This window comes from Pontibacter roseus DSM 17521, assembly GCF_000373265.1.
In the GTDB taxonomy this organism is placed as follows: domain Bacteria; phylum Bacteroidota; class Bacteroidia; order Cytophagales; family Hymenobacteraceae; genus Pontibacter; species Pontibacter roseus.
The window spans coordinates 516344-533550 of the sequence record NZ_KB890762.1; the positions used below are offsets into that span (position 1 = coordinate 516344).

Genomic DNA, 17207 nt, shown 5'->3' on the forward strand with positions numbered 1-17207 from the left:
AGGGATTATAAAATCAATAAAGCTAGTTTAGCCTTCGCGTCTATGCTGCTTTTGTATTCATGTCCTTTGTAGGCTATGGCTTTGTTGAAATAGGTTCTTGCCTGATGTATGTTCTTTTCCTCCTGGTATAAGTAGCCTAGTTGCAAGGCGGCATGTGGCGCAAAATAGAGTGTAGTGTTTCCACAGGCGCTGATGGCCTGCTTGTAGGAACGTTTCGCTTGTTCCGAGTTCTGCAGACCGTGGTGGATGCGCGCCCTTCGGTAATGATATTCTGCCACCTCAGCCTGCGGAGTATTATCGTGGAGCTGCATCCGGCTCAGGGTGGCCAGGGCCTGCTGGTAATAGCCGCCATCCGAGTGCAAGCGTGACAGCAGGAGCCAGCGATTGGGTTTTGTCTGCTGCTCCAGAAAGCGGGCGGCGTAGGCGTCTTCCTCCACCACCGGCTGCCCTACCTGTGGAATCATGCGGTAATGGTGCCCTGCCTGCCTTTCGTTGTTTTGCAGCCAATGGGACAGGTATAGCTTGAAATGCGCCGCTTTCAAATAATGGTTGCCTCTGTGCTGCTGCAGAAACAACTGGTTCTCGTGGATTGACTCGTTCAAATCGCCTTTGTACAGGTATAGGTCAGCGGCCATGTGGTGCAGGTAGGGGAAAGCCAGGTATGCCGGACCTTTGGGAAGGCGCTGGTATACCTGTAACGCAAGCTCGCTTCGCTTGTTCTTTTTGAGGATGTGCATCGAGACGAAGGCAAACAGCAGGTTATCCGGATGTGACTGGGAAAGTTTTGATATGGTTGTCTCAGCGGCCTTGTTTTTGTCTTGTTCGAGCAGGTGTTGAAGCAGCGCATGCAGCAGTATTGCCTCATCCTGAAAGGGGTTCTCTTTTGTAGCGGCCTCGCGTAGGTTGGCCATACCTGACTTAATATCGCCTTTCATCCCGATGATGTTCAGAAACACCTTGTACGTATCGGGCACGGAGCCAATGAGCACCTGCAAGGTGCCCAGGGTCTTTTTGTTGGGAATAAAAGAGGGATAGCGCTTGGTATTGGCCACGTACTGCAGGTAGGCTTGCCGGATGTCCCAGGCTGCAGCCAGTTTGTGGTCGAACAGCAGCCTGCTCAGGGCGATGTGCAGCCGTACCTCCGCCTTGCTGTAATCCACCCAGGCAGAGCGCTCCTTCAAGTTGTTGATTTGCTGCAGCCGCTCTTCCTGCGCCTTGATGAGTGTGTCGTATACTTTGGGGTCCTGCTGCACACACAGCGTCAGAAAATCCTGCTGGTTTTGTATAAGCAGGGCGGCGGCGTTGGCAGAATTGCTCTGCAGTTCCTTCCGAATCAGGTTTCGCCCATTTGCTAATTTGAGCTTGAGTGTCTCGGCGTGGGCGCGGCTGACGGTCTGGTTAAAGCTGGAACTGGAAGCGCCGGCCGTGTAGGAGAGGAGCAGCCAAAGCAGCACAAAAAAAGGATGGGGGTTAGCCATCCTTTTGTATGTTATGTTCAAGCGAAATCCGCTGAGCATCATTTCATTTAGTAAACGCGCTGCTCCACACCGGCCAAAATACGGCCGCAGTGCTCACATACAATCACTTTCTTCTGGGCAGCGATGTCTGCTTGACGTTGAGGTGGAACCGTGTTGAAACAACCACCGCAGGCGTCACGCTTCACCTGCACGACGGCCAAGCCATTGCGGACATTCTTGCGGATACGGCTATAGGCACTCAGCAGGCGGTCTTCAATCTGCTCAGACGCAGAAACGCGCTCCTGCTCCAGTTTGTTTTCCTCTTCTTCGCTCTCTGAAACGATTTGGTCAAGCTCGTGCTTCTTGTTTTCCAGGTCCTTGCGACGCTCTTCCAGACGGTTTTTAGTGCCTTCTATTTCAGCTATTTTTTGCTCAATCTGGTAGTGTGCCTCTTTTATTTTCTTCTCGGAGATTTGAATCTCCAGTTTCTGAAGCTCGACTTCTTTGGTGATGGCATCGTACTCACGGTTGTTACGCACGTTTTCCTGCTGCTCCTCGTATTTTCTGATGAGGCCTTCAGAATCCTTGATGGCCTGCTTGCGCTGAACGATAGCGTCGTTGAGGGCACCTACCTCATCATCAAACTTTCGAACCCTTACCTCATAGCCTTCAATCTCATCTTCCAGGTCCTGCACCTCTTCCGGGAGGTCGCCTCTTACGCGTCTAATTTCATCAAGCTGCGAATCGATGCTTTGAAGCTTAAGCAGTGCTTCTAATTTGCTGGCTACCGTACTTTCCATGTAGTTAATAGGTGTATCTGATAGGGTTAGTGTTTACTTCCGATAAATAGACTGCAAAATTAGTAAACTTTTTGGAAATAGTATCATAAAAAATCTCCTTTGTAAATACCTCACTCTCATAGTGCCCGATGTCCGCAAGGAGCAGTTTGCCCTCAGCGTCGAAGAATTCGTGGTACTTTACATCGGCCGTCACGAAGGCGTCCGCACCTTGACGGATGGCCTCTTTGATAAGGAAACTGCCCGAGCCGCCACACACGGCCACGCGCCTTATGGTCTTGTCTCCTATCGGGGTAAAGCGAACGCCTGGAATCTGCATATGTTGCTTTAGATAATCCAAGAAAGTCTCCTCTTGTAGCGTCTCCCGCAGTTCGCCAATCATACCAATGCCAACCTCCTGGTTCTGGTTTTCGAGCAGGGTCAGGAAATGGGCCACTTCTTCGTAAGGATGTGCCTGCAACAGCGCCTGCATGATTTGGTTCTTTTTATAGGCCGGAAACACGACTTCTATACGGTTTTCCTGTACCTGTTCCGGTTTGCCGGGTTGGCCAATGGTTGGCTCGGCGCTATCGGAGGGGAGGAAGCGGCCAGTGCCCTGCACCTGGAAGCTGCAGTCGCTGTATTCTCCAATCTTTCCGGCACCCGCCTGGTGTATGGCCTTCAGCACCTCCTCCGTATTCTCTACTGGTACAAAAAAAGCCAGTTGCATCAGTGTTTGCGGCTTGTGAGATAGTATGTTGACATTCTGTAGTTGAAGCTTTTCTGCGATTTTGGCGTTCACCCCGTTGTGCACGCTGTCGAGGTTGGTATGGCAGGCGTAGATGGCGATGTCGTGTTGGATGGCTTTGATGATGGTGCGCTCCACATAGCTTTTGCCAGTCAGACTTTTCAGGCCTTTGAATATGACCGGATGGTGGGCCACTACCAAGTTACAGCCTTTGATGACAGCTTCCTCAAGCACGTTCTCAGTGCAGTCGAGCGTCACGAGCACCCCCTTCACTTCATCATGGGGGTTGCCTGTCTGCAAACCGGAATTATCATAGCTTTCCTGGTAGGGCATGGGGGCATACTGCTCCAACAGCCTGGCAACGTCGCCTATGGTAACTTTTTCATTCATCTCCCTGCGGTGGCTTTTGCCTTTGTTTTGGGGCTAAAGTATCAACTTTGGCTTAGAGATAAAAGCATTTTAGTTTAAAACCGCCGTCTGTCCAAGCTGGCTGGCGTCCTCCTGTAGTGCCAGTTGCAGATGTCCCGTAGTGGGGTCTGGTTCGATTTTCTTACCGTTGTAGTAGATGGAAGTATAGCTGTAATTGGTAAAGCAGGGGGTTCTTTTGAGGCTATAGCTTATGTCCAAGGTATCGGTATTCTTTTTACGGTGATGCAGCATCAGGCGCACGCTTTTTTTGTGGTACATAACGGGATAGGTCTCAAAGACGATGTTATCGAGGCTCTCGTCCCGGCCACTGAACAAGTAGGTGAAAGGCTCCTGGTCAAGTGTGAGTCGGAGGGAATCCGGGTGGTACTGGGCGTTAGATGCGCTATACAGACTGTTTCCCCGCTCGTCTACTAGATAGAAGGATAGGGGAGCCGGTGTCTCTGGTCTGGTCGTCACACACCTGTTGCAGCCTGTAACCGAGGCAGCCAGAGGTATAATCATGGCAAGAAATAGTTTTGTTGTTTTCATGTAAATAGAGGTATAGAGGCGTAAACATATTGCAAGCTGAATATAGTTGTTTTATATTATTCAAAACAAGGATTTGTACTGATTCATTGATATGGTTTTAGTTAAATTTGCCTTACTTAACCCAGATGGATGAAATATCTTAAATTGCTGCTGTGGCCTTTCTCCCTGTTGTACGGGGGCATCATGCTGCTGCGGAACTACTTGTATGATACGGGAATGCTGCGCTCCACCCGCTTCAGCCTTCCTGTCATAGCCGTGGGCAACCTCACCGTTGGGGGTACCGGCAAAACGCCCCATGTAGAGTATCTGCTGCGGTTGTTGAAGGGGTATCCAACTGCTACCCTGAGCCGAGGCTATAAGCGTAAGAGCAAAGGCTTTGTTTTGGCAGACCACACGGCCTCAGCCGCTACGCTAGGAGATGAGCCTTTCCAGTACCACCGGGACTTCCGGGGTGTGACAGTGGCCGTGAGCGAAGACCGCGTGGCAGGTATAGCAAAGCTGCTGAAACTTAAACCTGAGCTTGGGGTGGTTGTGTTGGATGATGCCATGCAGCACCGCCCCGTACAGCCTTCGCTGAACATCCTGCTGACGGATTATACCCGCCCGTTCTACAAAGATTTGGTTTTGCCAGCCGGTATACTGCGTGAGCCTAGGCAAGGAGCCAACCGCGCTGACATAGTGGTGGTCAGTAAATGCCCACCTGCCCTAAAGCTGGAAGAGGAGCAGGCTATCAGACAGCAAATCAGCAGGTATAGCAGGGCAGATGCACCCGTCTTTTTCTCGTCATTTAGTTATGGCGAGCCTGTGCCCATCGGTTCTGCAGGGAGTTTGAGTAAGCGTATCATCCTAATGACAGGTATAGCGAATGCTGCTCCGCTCGTACGCTATCTGGAGGAACAACATTACATCATCCACCGCCATTTAGCCTTTGCCGACCATCACCATTATACCCAGAAGGACTTGCAGCTGCTACAGGAATCCCTGAATGAGGACCAAGTAGAGAGCCTAAGTATCCTGACCACCCGTAAGGATGCGGTGAAACTGCAGGAGGGAGAGCTGCTAGAAATTACCCACCAGTTACCGCTGTTTTACATACCTGTCGAAGTCGCGTTTCTGAAGAATGGCGAGCAGTTTGATGCCTTTGTTCTGCAGCATGTAGCCTCCTTCTGAAAACAATAATCCCTGACTTGCGTGCTCATACCAAGTAATGCGCGTACCTATACCTTATACTTTACGCTGGCCGGTATGGCTGTTGTGCGAAAATCACTAATTTTGGACTGTGAAAAGTAAGCTACTAGCAGGAATATGGCTCCTTTTGGGCTTGATGGCAGGCACGGATGCCTTCGCCCAGATTATTGATGATACCACGCGCGTCCTTTACAGCCCCAAAACGACGCTCCGTCTCTATGAGAACGATGTGCTGGAAGGGCGCTACCTGCAGCAGCGCATTGACACGAGCCTCCACAACATACACAACGAGCGCTTCTGGTACCAGGACACTGCGTACTACCAACACCTGGGTAACATCGGAACAGCCTCTCGGCCCATCCTCTTTCAGATGCCGAACAAGATAGGGGTCCGTATCGGGAAAAACGCCTTCGAACGCTACGCTTATAACCCGGAGACCATCAATTATTACGACACCCGTTCTCCTTATTCGCACATCTATTATATCCAGGGGCAGCGCGGTGAGCAGGTGTTTGAAGGCACGCACGCCCGCAATATTACCCCGCGTTGGAACATCGGGGTGGCTTACCAGATAATGACAGGCAATCGGCAGATTGGCGTTTCCAACCTACGCCGGGATGGCTACCTAAGCCACCAGGCCGTGAAGGCCTTCACACATTACCGCTCTGAAAACGGGAAGTACGACCTCTTCGCCAACTACACACACCTCAATCACGAGCAAATAGAGTTCGGGGGCATACTGCCAGGCCCTGATGATACACAGGACGACCTGTTCCGGTATCAGGCAGAACTGACAAACCTGAGTCAGGCCGCATCACGCGAATTCCGGAACAACTATCACCTGCTGCACATCTACAAACTGGCTGGCGAGGGCATGAAACTGTACCATTCCTTTGACTGGAGACGCCAGCGCGACCTGTACCAAGATGATGCCATACCGCGTACAGCCGATTCGTTGAGGACGCTGCTTTTCTACCCCGAGGCTACCTTCCATCCCACACAGACAGACGACAGGAACTTCTATAGGGAGCTGCAGAACGTATTTGGTGTGACCGGAAACAGTAAAATCTCCTTCTACAAAGCTTACGTAAAGCAGCGGAATTCTAAAATCGAGTACAATGTACTGGAAGCATTTGTGCTGAACGATACCCTAAGGGGGCGTACCCTCAGCGATTCAGATAGGTTCAATCAGCTGTTCGTGGGAGGGCAGCTGCGGTTTAACTATGGTCCTGCTTTGGTTTCAGTTGACGGAGAGTTCCAGATGACCCGCGACTACAACGTGAGTGCCACCGCAAAACTTGGGCCGCTGCAAGGCAGAGTAGCGCGCGTGCTGCGTTCGCCTTCGCTTATTGAACAGCGCATGTGGAGCAACCATTTTACATGGGGCAACAACTTCAACAACTCGGTGACCGATAGGCTGGAGGGCACTTTAACTGGCAAGTTAGGCGAAAAGCAATTCGTGCGGCTGACGGGCCATTACAACAACATAAAGCGCCACGTTTACTTCAACACAAATGCAGAACCAGCCCAGGCAGTCGGCAACCAGCAACTGTATGGCGCAGAGTTGCAGCACCACATTCAGTTTGGACCTGTCCACTTTGAGAACTTCGTAGCTTACACCAATACAGACAAAGCCGAGTTCATCCGAATACCGGAGTGGCTTGTGGACTCCAAACTATACTTTCAGGGCAACCTGTTCAAGCGGGCGCTCCATACCCAATTCGGGGTGCAGCTATACCTGACCACCAACTATGAAGCCTACGCCTACATGCCTGTGACACAGCAGTTCCACCTGCAGAACGGCTTTGTGGTGAAATCATACTCTTTGTTGGATGTCTTTTTGAATGCCGATATCAAGAGCCTGAACGTGTTTCTGAAGATGTCACACATCAATGAAGGATTAACGGCTCCTGGCTACTTTGTGACGCCTTACTATCCAGGTATGCGCACCAGTTTCATCTTCGGCATCAAGTGGATGTTCTTTGATTGATTTGGATTGTTAATTGCCTGATTGTAAGGTTTTCAATCGTTATATCTTTAATAAATTCTTTTAAGTGTCAATACCTACCAAAACCATACTTCGCCTACAGCTTCCCACCGACCCACGCTGGGTGAACATCGCCGAAAAAAACATAGAGGAGATTCTGGTAGACCACGCCTACTGCGAACAGAAGGCAGCCACATCTGGCATCTCACTCATTGTGAAATACCCGGACAAAACCCGCCTGGTAGAGGAGATGACGGACCTGGTGGCGGAGGAGTGGAGCCATTTTGAGCGCGTGATGGCTGAACTCAAGAAGCGGGGTTATGGCCTGGGCCGTAACCGACCGGATGAGTATGTGGTGGAACTGACGAAGCACATCCGGAAAGGCGGGCTGAGGGAGCGTCAACTGATGGACCACCTGCTCGTGAATGCTTTGATAGAGGCCCGCAGCTGCGAACGTTTCAAGCTGCTCTGGAAAAACATACAGGACGAAGACCTGCAAAAGTTCTATTACGAGTTGATGGTGTCTGAGGCAGGACACTATGTGAGTTTTGTGAAACTCGCCAAAGAATACATGCCTGCCGATGTGGTGGATGCCCGGCTGAAGGAGTTGTTGGAAATAGAGGCCGACATCATCAGCAAACTGGAGCCACGCCCCGACAGAATGCACTAGTTTAGTTAAAAGTTGATAGAAGCACTCATAACTTTAAACTCTTAGCTTTTAACTAAATATTATGTTTTCTGCTTCTTCTTTTTAGCAGCTGGGAACAGAATGTTGTTCAGGATGAGGCGGTAGCCCGGTGAGTTGGGATGGAGAGCGAGGTCTGTCGGGTCTTCCCCCACCAAGTGCTGGTAGTCTTCCGGGTCGTGGCCGCCGTAGAAGGTCCAAGTGCCCCGTGCGTAGGTGCCATGCATGTACCGAATCTCGCCTAATTCCTTGTTCTCACCCATCACCACCACTTCCGGCTTCACCAGATTTTTACGGAAAGCGGTTGTCTGCCCCATGAAGCCTTTGATGGTTTTGGTGTGGTTCTGCGAAAGCATGGTCGGGATGGGGTCCCACTTGGCTGAAAAGGTGAACAGCTGGAAAAAGTCATTTGCCTCAGTCAGGCTGCGCTCCTGTGGCTGCATATCAATATCAGAGTACTCATACTCCAGTGGGTTGCGTACAATCCGGAAGTCTTTAAAAGCAAAGGTCTTATCGTAGTTGAGTTTACTCTGTGCATTATGGTCTGCACCATCGCCGTCGTACATGGCTTCAATGAAGTCTATACCTTCAGCGGCCAGCGCGATGTCGTAGGTATCGGTGGCTGAACACATGGCAAACAGAAAGCCCCCGCCCGCGCAGAAATCTTTAATCTTCCTTGTCACAGCCCCTTTTAGTTCCGATACTTTATTGAAACCCAAGGATTTGGCAGAGGACTCCGCTTCGTTTTGCTGCTCCTGGTACCAGGGGTAATGGCGGTAGCTGGAGTAGAACTTGCCGTACTGGCCAGTGAAATCTTCGTGGTGGAGGTGCAGCCAATCGTACTTAGGCAAATCACCGCGCATGATTTCCTCGTCATAGATTTTGTCGTAGGGAATCTCAGCATAGGTGAGCACCAGTGTAACAGCATCGTCCCAAGGCATCTTGGATTTGGGCGTATACACGGCAATCTTAGGTACCTTCTCCAGCTTCATCACGTCCATGTTCGCCTCTGGGTCGCTTATTTGGGTCAGGATGGTGTTGTATTGAGCGTCTGAGATGACGCTGTAGCTGATGCCCCGTACCACCAGTTCGTTCTCCAGCTGTGGCGCGTGTTGGAAGGCGAAGCTGCCGCCCCGGTAGTTGAGCAGCCAATCGACAGGCACGTTTTGAGAAAGCGCCCAATATGCCGCTCCATAAGACTTGAGGTGGTCTTTCTGCGTCTCATCCATCGGAATAAGCACCGTGGAGGCTGTCGCCTTCAGCACAAGCAACAGGCTAAAGGAGAAGGAGAGAAGGTAGCGAACGAACATCATCAGGTATAGGGGCTTAGAACAAATGTATTGAAATACGTTCTTTTTTCAGATATTGGAGCTAATTTAGAAACTTAGCGCGCTAATTTTATACATAACGTAATTATTGGCTGTTGCGCATATAAAAATCTGATTCATGAACCTGCTCGAAAACATCCGGGAAAGTATACGCGCCATCAAAAGCAACCTGCTCCGCACCGTCTTGACCGGCCTCATCATCTCCATCGGCATTATGTCATTGGTAGGCATACTCACCGCTGTGGATGGCATGAAGCACTCGCTCAATCAGACTTTTTCCAGCCTGGGCGCCAACTCATTCGATATCCGGAAGAAGCGTAGCAGCAACGACAACAGGACAGACAAGGTATACCCGGACATTACGTATGAGCAGGCCATTCAATACAAGCAGCTCATGGAGTCCACTTCACAAGTGAGCCTTTCGGCCAATATCTCCAGTGCCACGATTGTGAAGAGTAACAACGATAAGACGAACCCCAATATCAACATAGTGGCCGGAGACGAGTTCTACCTCCAGAACCAGAACCTCAACCTGGAGCGTGGCCGTGGTTTCTCTTCCTATGAACTGGAATACGGGAATAATGTGGCCGTGATTGGCAAAGAGATTTCAGACAAGCTTTTCCCGAAGATAGAACCCATTGGCCAGTATGTCTCATTTTTGGGTCGCCGGTTCAAAGTGGTCGGCGAATTGGAGAAGCAAGGCAGCAGCATGGGGGGCAGCGGCGGAGACCGTACCATTGTGATTCCGCTTGAGACCGGCCGACAGATACCGCGCGCAGGCGGCTTCTCGCTCACATATAACATCAAAACTTCCATAAACCGAGCAGAAGAACTTCCTTATGTGATGGGAGAGGCAACAGGCATCATGCGAAACGTACGGCAGGACAAGCTGGGGCAGGAAGAATCGTTTGAAATCAGACGGAGCGACTCGCTCATCCAGAGCCTGAACGAAATATCCGGCTATCTGAAAGTGGGCGGTTTTGTGATTGGCTTTATCACCCTGCTGGGAGCATCCGTTGGGTTGATGAACATCATGATGGTATCGGTGAACGAGCGTACACGCGAAATAGGTGTGCGCAAGGCCTTGGGTGCCACTTCCCAGCAGATTCGGCTACAGTTCCTCATCGAAGCTATCGTTATCTGCATCCTGGGAGGTTTTGCAGGGATTTTCCTGGGTATACTGATGGGCAATGGCATCGCCTCCATGATTGGCGAAGGCGGTTTCATCGTGCCGTGGCTTTGGGTCTTCGTTGGTCTGACCATCTGTGTGGTGGTCGGCGTTCTCTCCGGCTACTACCCGGCGCACCGCGCCTCCAAACTCGACCCGATAGACGCACTGCGTTACGAATAAGCCATACCTGCCAGTGTTCCAGATGATAGAAGTCTCAAACACTAGTGCATTGCTAGTCTCTCATTTTGAAGACGGTGAAGCTATTCATTTGCAGGTAGCACACAATTTGGCTCAGCACAGGTATAGCTGAACTTGATTAAGAATCAGCAGACTTGCAGGTATAGCTTGAAACAGGAGGAACAAAAAAAGGCGGGTGATTAACCCGCCTTTCCTGTTTGTATAGGTATAGCCTATTTCTTTTTAGCTTCCGCTTCTTTTGGTTTGGCTGCCTCTTTTTCCTGGCTGTATTCGTTGTTCAGCCCTTCCAGCACTTCGCTGGTGATATCCAACGTAGAGTCTCCGTACAGGATGGCGCTCTGGCCTCTGGAGTACGTGAGTACCATTTTGTAGCCTCTTTCCTGGCTCAGCTTCTGCAGGTATGCCTCCACACGGTCATAGATTTTCTTCATCTCTTCCGCTTCCTCGTTGGCCAGCTGATTGCCAGTTGTCTGGCTCTGCTGCTGCAACTGCTGCTGACGCTGGGCCAGTTTTTGCTCAGTGGAGGCGCGCTGCTCCATGCTCATGTTGCCGCCCGTGCGCTGGTATTGCTGCACGTCTTTTTCAAAGGCAGATGCTTTGGACTGGAGGTCTTTCTCGGCTTTCTCTGTTTTAGCCTGGAAACGGGAACGGGCATCTTTGAAGTACTCGTACTTATTCAGGAGGGAATCCGAATTGATGTAAACGATGCCTTGTGGGGCAGTGGCCACGGAGTCAGAAGTGGCGGCCGAGGTAGTGGCGGTTCCAGTTGTCTGGGGTTTCTGGTCGGTGTTACAAGCCGTGATAAGAGCCGCTGCAGCTACTCCCAATACAATTTTAGATAGGTTCACAATGAATGGATTAAAGCTTTGTTGATTGTTTCAGGATGAAAATATAAGGCTTATTTTTAAAAATTCAGAATTTTTAATGTTTCAATACCTCCACATACGTCTCTTCGGCCTCCATTAGGCCTAGCTCGTTGATGCCCGTCAGGCGAACGTGTTTGGTCTCATTCACCAGCACCGGGTCGTACTTGGCCACCACGCGCACATAGTTTTCTGTCCAGCCTTCCATAATGCCATCCTTCACGTCGTCTTCAAACAGCACCGTGAACTCACGTCCGATGTTCTGCTCGTAAAAGAAACGCTTCTTTTTCTCGGACAGGATGCGAAGCATGTCGGCTCGGCGGTTCCGGTCTTTGATGCTCACTTTGCCGGGCATGTCCGGGGCCATGGTGTTTTCGCGCTCCGAATAAGGGAACACGTGCAGGTAGCTCACATCCAAACCGTTGAGGAAGTTGTATGTCTCCAGGAAATCCTCTTCCGTTTCGCCTGGGAAGCCTACAATCACATCTACCCCGATGCAGCAGTGCGGCATCAGCGATTTGATTTTGGACACGCGGTCAGCGTATAGCTCGCGCAGGTAGCGGCGGCGCATCAACTTGAGTATCTTGTTGGAGCCCGACTGCAGCGGCACATGGAAGTGCGGCATGAAGCGCTGGCTCTGGCTCACGAATTCAATGATTTCGTCTTTGAGGAGATTGGGCTCAATGGATGAGATGCGGAAGCGGTCTATACCTGCCACCTTGTCCAATTCCTGCACCAGCCCAAAGAAAGTCTCTACGCGCTCGCCATCCTGCAGACCGAAGTCACCGGTGTTCACGCCCGTCAGTACGATTTCCTTCACACCTGACTCGGCAATCTCATGGGCAGAGCGCACCACGTTGGCGATGCTGTCGGAGCGGCTGTTGCCACGGGCCAAGGGTATGGTGCAGAAGGTGCAGGAATAATCGCATCCGTCCTGCACTTTAAGGAAGGTACGGGTGCGGTCACCGAAAGAGTAGGAGTTGTGGAAGGTGTTTGCCTCGCTGATGGCGCTGGCGTATACCTGCGGCTGCTCCTTTTTCTCGAAAGTCTCCAGTATGTCGACCAACTGGAATTTCTCGGCTGCGCCCAGCACGGCATCCACTCCCGGTATTTTGCTTATCTCTTTTGGTTTGAGCTGGGCATAGCAGCCTACTATGGTGATAAAGGCATTGGGAGAATGCTTCTGTGCTTCCTTCACAATCTTGCGGCACTTTTTGTCCGCGTTATCGGTGACAGAGCAGGTGTTGATGACGTAGATGTCAGGCGTATCGGTAAACTCCACCTTCTCAAAGCCGCGCTCCTGGAAAATCCTCCCGATGGTGCTCGTCTCTGAGTAATTGAGTTTACAGCCTAGTGTATAAAATGCTACCTTTTTCATAATCAGGGGGCAAAGATACAAATTTTAATTTTGAAAGAAGGAAGGCAGGGTTGGATGAATGTAAGTTTACTGCACCCTTTTTAGCCTGTCCCTATCTTGTTGCTTCCTACCGCTATACCTGATGAAAGCGTATAAATTAAGCCACTCCTATACCTTATTTTCGCACGAAATCTTCGAAGGAATGCTGCATGTAGGCCTTTCCATACTCCAGTTGCCTTTCATCTACGCCTTTCCCAAGAATGATTGGTTTCTGAGACACGTTGTCAAATGACAGCACGCGACCGGGGGTGATGAAGGCGAAGCCATCGTTAAAGGCATAGAACGCAAAGTGATAGGCAGTTGGTGCCAGGATGTTACGCCCCCACTTGAATTCAGAATGGGGCAGATTGAGCTGGTAGAGCAGGGTAGTAGCGATGTCGGTCTGGCTGGCCAGTACATCCACTTGCTTGCCCTTCGTTTCCACCAGCGCACCTCCTGACAAGATGAAGGGTATCCGGAACTTGGTGCTGCGGTAGTTCGCGTCGTCATACGGCAGCGGATGGCCGTGGTCTGCTACCAACACCACCAGCGTGGAGTCCCACCAAGGCTGCTTTCGCGCCTCCTGCAGGAAGTTGCCCAGCGCCCAGTCGGTATAGTGGATGGAGTTCCGAAACTTATCGGTCACGGTGTTGCCCGGGAACTTGGCTGGTATGGGAATCTCGAACGGCTCGTGGCTGCTCAAGGTATAGATGGTGGTGAAAAACGGCTCCTGCGCCTGGTTCAGGTCTTGCAGCACGCGCTCGAACAACACGTGGTCGTGCGCTCCCCATTTGGTGTTATAGCTCTCTTTCGGAAAATCGTGCTTATCGATGAGGCGGTCATAGCCGCCGTTCTGCAGGTAGGACCGGATGTTGGCGAACTCCAACTCGCCGCCATAGTAAAAGCTCGTGCCATACCCGTTCTGCTTGAACACCCTGCTCAGGTGGGGCAACTGCTCGGTTTTTTTAGGATTTTTGATGATGGAGGTGGTTGGCTGCACCGGATACCCACTCAGCAAGGCCACCATCCCTTTCTCGCTGCGGTCGCCGCTGGAGTACGTCTTGGTGAAGCTGATGCCCGTGGCTGCCAGGCTATCCAATTTAGGGGTGACACCCGCCTCGCCTCCCAGGCTGCCCACAAATTTAGCGGTGAAGCTCTCCAATATAATAAAGAGTACGTTGGGCCTGCTGACGGAAATTAGCTTCGGAGCATCCTGCTTTGCTGGGGTGTAGAGTTCCTCCACCAGCGCAGCTGCCTCTGGCGCCTCCATGTACTGGTAGGGGTTCTTGGTCTCCTTGTTATACTTCAGCATGGTGTCCATGAGGTTCCATGGCATATTAAGTCCCGCGTGGTTGGCATAGGGGTTCTCAGAGAAGTACACCACGCTTTGGTTGATTGGAATCTGTTGCCAGCCCCCCCGCATAGGGAGGATGAGCACCGCCAGGAAGGCCATTGCTATACCTGCATAGCGCCATTTGGAAAAAGCCAAATGGTAATTGCGGTAGTCGAAGGTATAGCGAAACAGAAAAGAGAAGGCGACTCCGGTCAGGAGGGCAATCAGGGAAAGCAACAGGATAGGGGCCGCCGCCGCAGAGGCCGCCATCTCACCCGGCGTGTTGAGGTAGAGCAGGGGAGAAGAATCCAGCCGAAAGCCCCAATAGGTATAGAGCTCCAGGTCTACGGCCATCAGCACCGACAGCAGCGCCAGCACCACATAGGTATAATAACGGATAAAGCGACGGACCTTCAGGCCAGGGAAAAGCGTGGTGGCCAGTATCGCCAGAAACGGGATAGCACAGATATAGGAACTGAACGAAAGGTCGAGCCGGAGCCCCTTCGCGAAAATGGTCAGTATATCAGCTTGAGAAAGTTCCTGAGTACGCTTGGCGTGGTAAAGCAGAAAGATAGCCCGGGTGGCTATAAAATATAGGACCCAATACAAAAAGTAGAGAGGCTGGTAGAATAGGCTTCGTTTCACGGCTGCAAATATACAACATAAGTGCTGCTACATAGAACGGAACAGTTCACCCATTGATTCACTGATGTTGCTTTTAAGTCCAGTGCGGATTTAAATAAAATAGTAGTAAATGTAAATAGCCCCTATAAAAACAGAGGGGCATTAGTTAAAAAGTAAAATATTTTTTACTACACCCCCTTAAAAACATACCCCTCCTGCAAACAACATATTTATTTTGTCAATACCTTTGGTCAGAATTTATACCCTAACCCAAAACCCCATGGCAATTCTTAGATTCAAAGCGCTGGAACTGGTAAGTCAGCGCAAACCTGCTGAGGTATCCTTACCTTCCAGCAAAATCAGTGAGTACTTTGGTGAAAACGTGTTCGGCTTCTCGGCCCTTCGTTCCACCATGTCCACTGAGAACTTCAAGAGGCTCTGCAGCACGATTGATGCCGGTGAGAAAGTAGACCGCAATTTGGCAGATGCCGTGGCGGCTGCCATGAAGACCTGGGCCATGAGCAAAGGAGCCACCCACTATACGCACTGGTTCCAGCCACTTACAGGTTCCACTGCCGAGAAACACGATTCCTTCTTCGACCTCAGCAGCGACGGCGACGCCATCGAGAGCTTCAAGGGAAGCGCGCTCGTGCAGCAGGAGCCGGATGCCTCCTCTTTCCCGAGTGGCGGCATACGCAATACCTTCGAAGCCCGCGGCTACAGCGCCTGGGATCCCTCTTCCCCAGCTTTTTTGATTGAGAATGCCGGTACACGCACGCTTTGTATACCTACTATTTTCGTTTCCTATACCGGTGAGGCACTGGATTACAAAACGCCCTTGCTCAAGTCGCTGCACCTGCTCAACCAGGCGGCCGTTCCGGTTTGCCAGTACTTTGACAAGGATGTGGTAAAGGTGAATACCACCTTAGGCATAGAGCAGGAGTATTTCCTGGTGGACCGTGCCCTGTATGAGGCGCGCCCTGACCTAATGATGACCGGCCGTACCCTATTTGGACATGCCCCGGCCAAAGGCCAGCAGTTAGAGGACCATTACTTCGGCTCCATTCCGAGCCGTGTGCACTCCTTTATGGTTGATTTTGAGAAAGCCGCTTTTAAACTGGGTATACCTTTGAGAACCCGCCACAACGAGGTGGCTCCCAACCAGTTTGAATGCGCTCCTACTTATGAAGACGCCAACCTGGCCGTAGATCACAACCAACTGCTTATGGACATTATGGACCGTGTGGCAGAGCGCCATGGGTTGAAGGTGTTGCTGCACGAAAAGCCTTACAAAGGCGTGAACGGCAGCGGCAAACACAACAACTGGGCCATGAGCACGAACACCGGCGTGAACCTGCTTTCCCCCGGCAAGAAACCAAAAGAGAACCTACAGTTCCTGACCTTCTTTATCAACACCGTCATGGCGGTACACAAGCATGCTGATTTGCTGCGCGCCAGCATCGCCTCGGCCAGCAACGACCACCGTCTGGGTGCCAATGAAGCGCCACCGGCTATTATGTCGGTATTCGTGGGGCAGCAACTGACGGCTGTGCTCGAAGAACTGGAGCGTACGGCCAAGGTACCTATGGAAAAAGGTGACAACATGTACCTGAAACTAGGTATAGACAAAATTCCTGAAATCCTGCGCGACAACACCGACCGTAACCGTACCTCGCCATTTGCCTTCACCGGCAACAAGTTTGAGTTCCGGGCGGTAGGCTCTTCCGCCAACAGCTCTTCTTCCATGACAGTACTCAACACCATTGTGGCTGACCAACTCATGCATTTCCGTATCGCAGTCGATAAGTTGATTGAGGAAAAAAACATGAAGAAGGATTTAGCCATCATCCAGGTGCTGCGTGAGTATGTAGTAGCTTCCAAGGCCATTCGCTTCGAAGGAAACGGCTATTCAAAAGAGTGGGAGGACGAAGCCGCAACCAGAGGTTTGTCCAACATTAAATCGACGCCTTTGGCTCTGGATGTATACGAGCGTGATGAGGTGAAGGAACTGTTCACGCGCCACGGCATCCTTTCAGAGAAGGAACTTTGCGCCCGCCACGAGATTTTGCTGGAGGAGTACATCAAGAAAATCCAGATTGAGTCCCGCGTGATGGGTGACCTGGCCATGAATCACGTTATCCCGACAGCCGTCGCTTACCAGAATAAACTCATCCAAAACATTCGCGGTTTGAAAGACTTGGGGATGGAGGAGGAGTACATGGAAACCACGATTGAGTCTATCAAGCGTATCTCCAGACACATCAAAAACATACAGGTGAACGCGGTGGAGATGATTCAGTCCCGCAAGCAGGCCAACAAGATAGAGGACGTGCGGGAGCGAGCCATCTATTACAACGAGAAAGTGCTAAGCTATTTCGAACCTATCCGCACCAGCGTAGACAAGCTCGAACTGATGGTGGATGATGAGGATTGGCCACTGGTGAAATACCGTGAGCTGATGTTCAGACGCTAATTCTGGCTTTCCTATACCTACTA

Annotated in this window: 13 protein-coding genes; 5 read left to right on the forward strand and 8 right to left on the reverse strand. The window is 51.1% G+C overall.

Going from position 1 to position 17207, the window contains the following annotated elements; genetic code table 11:
• Positions 1 to 5: 5 nt before the first annotated feature.
• The 4 genes from B051_RS0108825 to B051_RS0108840 all read right to left on the reverse strand — a co-directional run bounded on the left by B051_RS0108825 (position 6) and on the right by B051_RS0108840 (position 3938).
• Positions 6 to 1478, reverse strand: coding sequence for a tetratricopeptide repeat protein (locus B051_RS0108825; protein WP_018477832.1), 1473 nt, complete (start codon positions 1476 to 1478; stop codon positions 6 to 8).
• 47 nt (positions 1479 to 1525) lie between these two features.
• Entirely contained in the window at positions 1526 to 2257 is a 732-nt protein-coding gene (locus B051_RS0108830; protein ID WP_018477833.1) for a zinc ribbon domain-containing protein, read from the reverse strand.
• Positions 2258 to 2261: 4 nt separating this feature from the next.
• Positions 2262 to 3371, reverse strand: coding sequence for a Nif3-like dinuclear metal center hexameric protein (locus B051_RS0108835; protein ID WP_018477834.1), 1110 nt, complete (start codon positions 3369 to 3371; stop codon positions 2262 to 2264).
• Between the two features lie 69 nt (positions 3372 to 3440).
• Positions 3441 to 3938 (reverse strand): hypothetical protein, encoded by a 498-nt coding sequence (locus B051_RS0108840; protein ID WP_018477835.1) that lies wholly within the window; start codon positions 3936 to 3938, stop codon positions 3441 to 3443.
• Between the two features lie 129 nt (positions 3939 to 4067).
• On the opposite strand from B051_RS0108840, the gene lpxK reads away from it, so the two are divergent.
• The 3 genes from lpxK to miaE all read left to right on the forward strand — a co-directional run bounded on the left by lpxK (position 4068) and on the right by miaE (position 7783).
• Complete coding sequence (gene lpxK, locus B051_RS0108845) at positions 4068 to 5108, forward strand: tetraacyldisaccharide 4'-kinase (RefSeq protein ID WP_018477836.1); 1041 nt, start codon at positions 4068 to 4070, stop codon at positions 5106 to 5108.
• Positions 5109 to 5217: 109 nt separating this feature from the next.
• Positions 5218 to 7116, forward strand: a complete 1899-nt coding sequence (locus B051_RS0108850) for a putative porin (protein WP_157578710.1) — start codon at positions 5218 to 5220, stop codon at positions 7114 to 7116.
• Positions 7117 to 7180: 64 nt separating this feature from the next.
• Complete coding sequence (gene miaE, locus B051_RS0108855) at positions 7181 to 7783, forward strand: tRNA-(ms[2]io[6]A)-hydroxylase (protein ID WP_026236288.1); 603 nt, start codon at positions 7181 to 7183, stop codon at positions 7781 to 7783.
• A gap of 59 nt (positions 7784 to 7842) precedes the next feature.
• Here the strand turns inward: miaE and B051_RS0108860 are convergent, their stop codons facing one another.
• Entirely contained in the window at positions 7843 to 9111 is a 1269-nt protein-coding gene (locus B051_RS0108860) for a hypothetical protein (RefSeq protein WP_018477839.1), read from the reverse strand.
• A gap of 133 nt (positions 9112 to 9244) precedes the next feature.
• On the opposite strand from B051_RS0108860, the gene B051_RS0108865 reads away from it, so the two are divergent.
• Positions 9245 to 10477 (forward strand): ABC transporter permease, encoded by a 1233-nt coding sequence (locus B051_RS0108865; protein WP_018477840.1) that lies wholly within the window; start codon positions 9245 to 9247, stop codon positions 10475 to 10477.
• 230 nt (positions 10478 to 10707) lie between these two features.
• On the opposite strand, the gene B051_RS0108870 is transcribed toward B051_RS0108865, so the two are convergent.
• From B051_RS0108870 to B051_RS0108880, 3 genes are all read right to left on the reverse strand, one after another.
• On the reverse strand, positions 10708 to 11343 hold the full coding sequence (locus B051_RS0108870) for an OmpH family outer membrane protein (RefSeq protein WP_245539601.1): 636 nt from the start codon (positions 11341 to 11343) through the stop codon (positions 10708 to 10710).
• A 73-nt stretch (positions 11344 to 11416) separates the two neighbouring features.
• Positions 11417 to 12736, reverse strand: coding sequence for a tRNA (N(6)-L-threonylcarbamoyladenosine(37)-C(2))-methylthiotransferase MtaB (mtaB, locus tag B051_RS0108875; protein ID WP_018477842.1), 1320 nt, complete (start codon positions 12734 to 12736; stop codon positions 11417 to 11419).
• A gap of 154 nt (positions 12737 to 12890) precedes the next feature.
• A complete protein-coding gene (locus B051_RS0108880; protein WP_026236289.1) occupies positions 12891 to 14732 on the reverse strand; it encodes an LTA synthase family protein in 1842 nt (613 codons plus the stop codon).
• A gap of 259 nt (positions 14733 to 14991) precedes the next feature.
• On the opposite strand from B051_RS0108880, the gene B051_RS0108885 reads away from it, so the two are divergent.
• Positions 14992 to 17184 (forward strand): glutamine synthetase III family protein, encoded by a 2193-nt coding sequence (locus B051_RS0108885; RefSeq protein WP_018477844.1) that lies wholly within the window; start codon positions 14992 to 14994, stop codon positions 17182 to 17184.
• Positions 17185 to 17207: the final 23 nt, after the last annotated feature.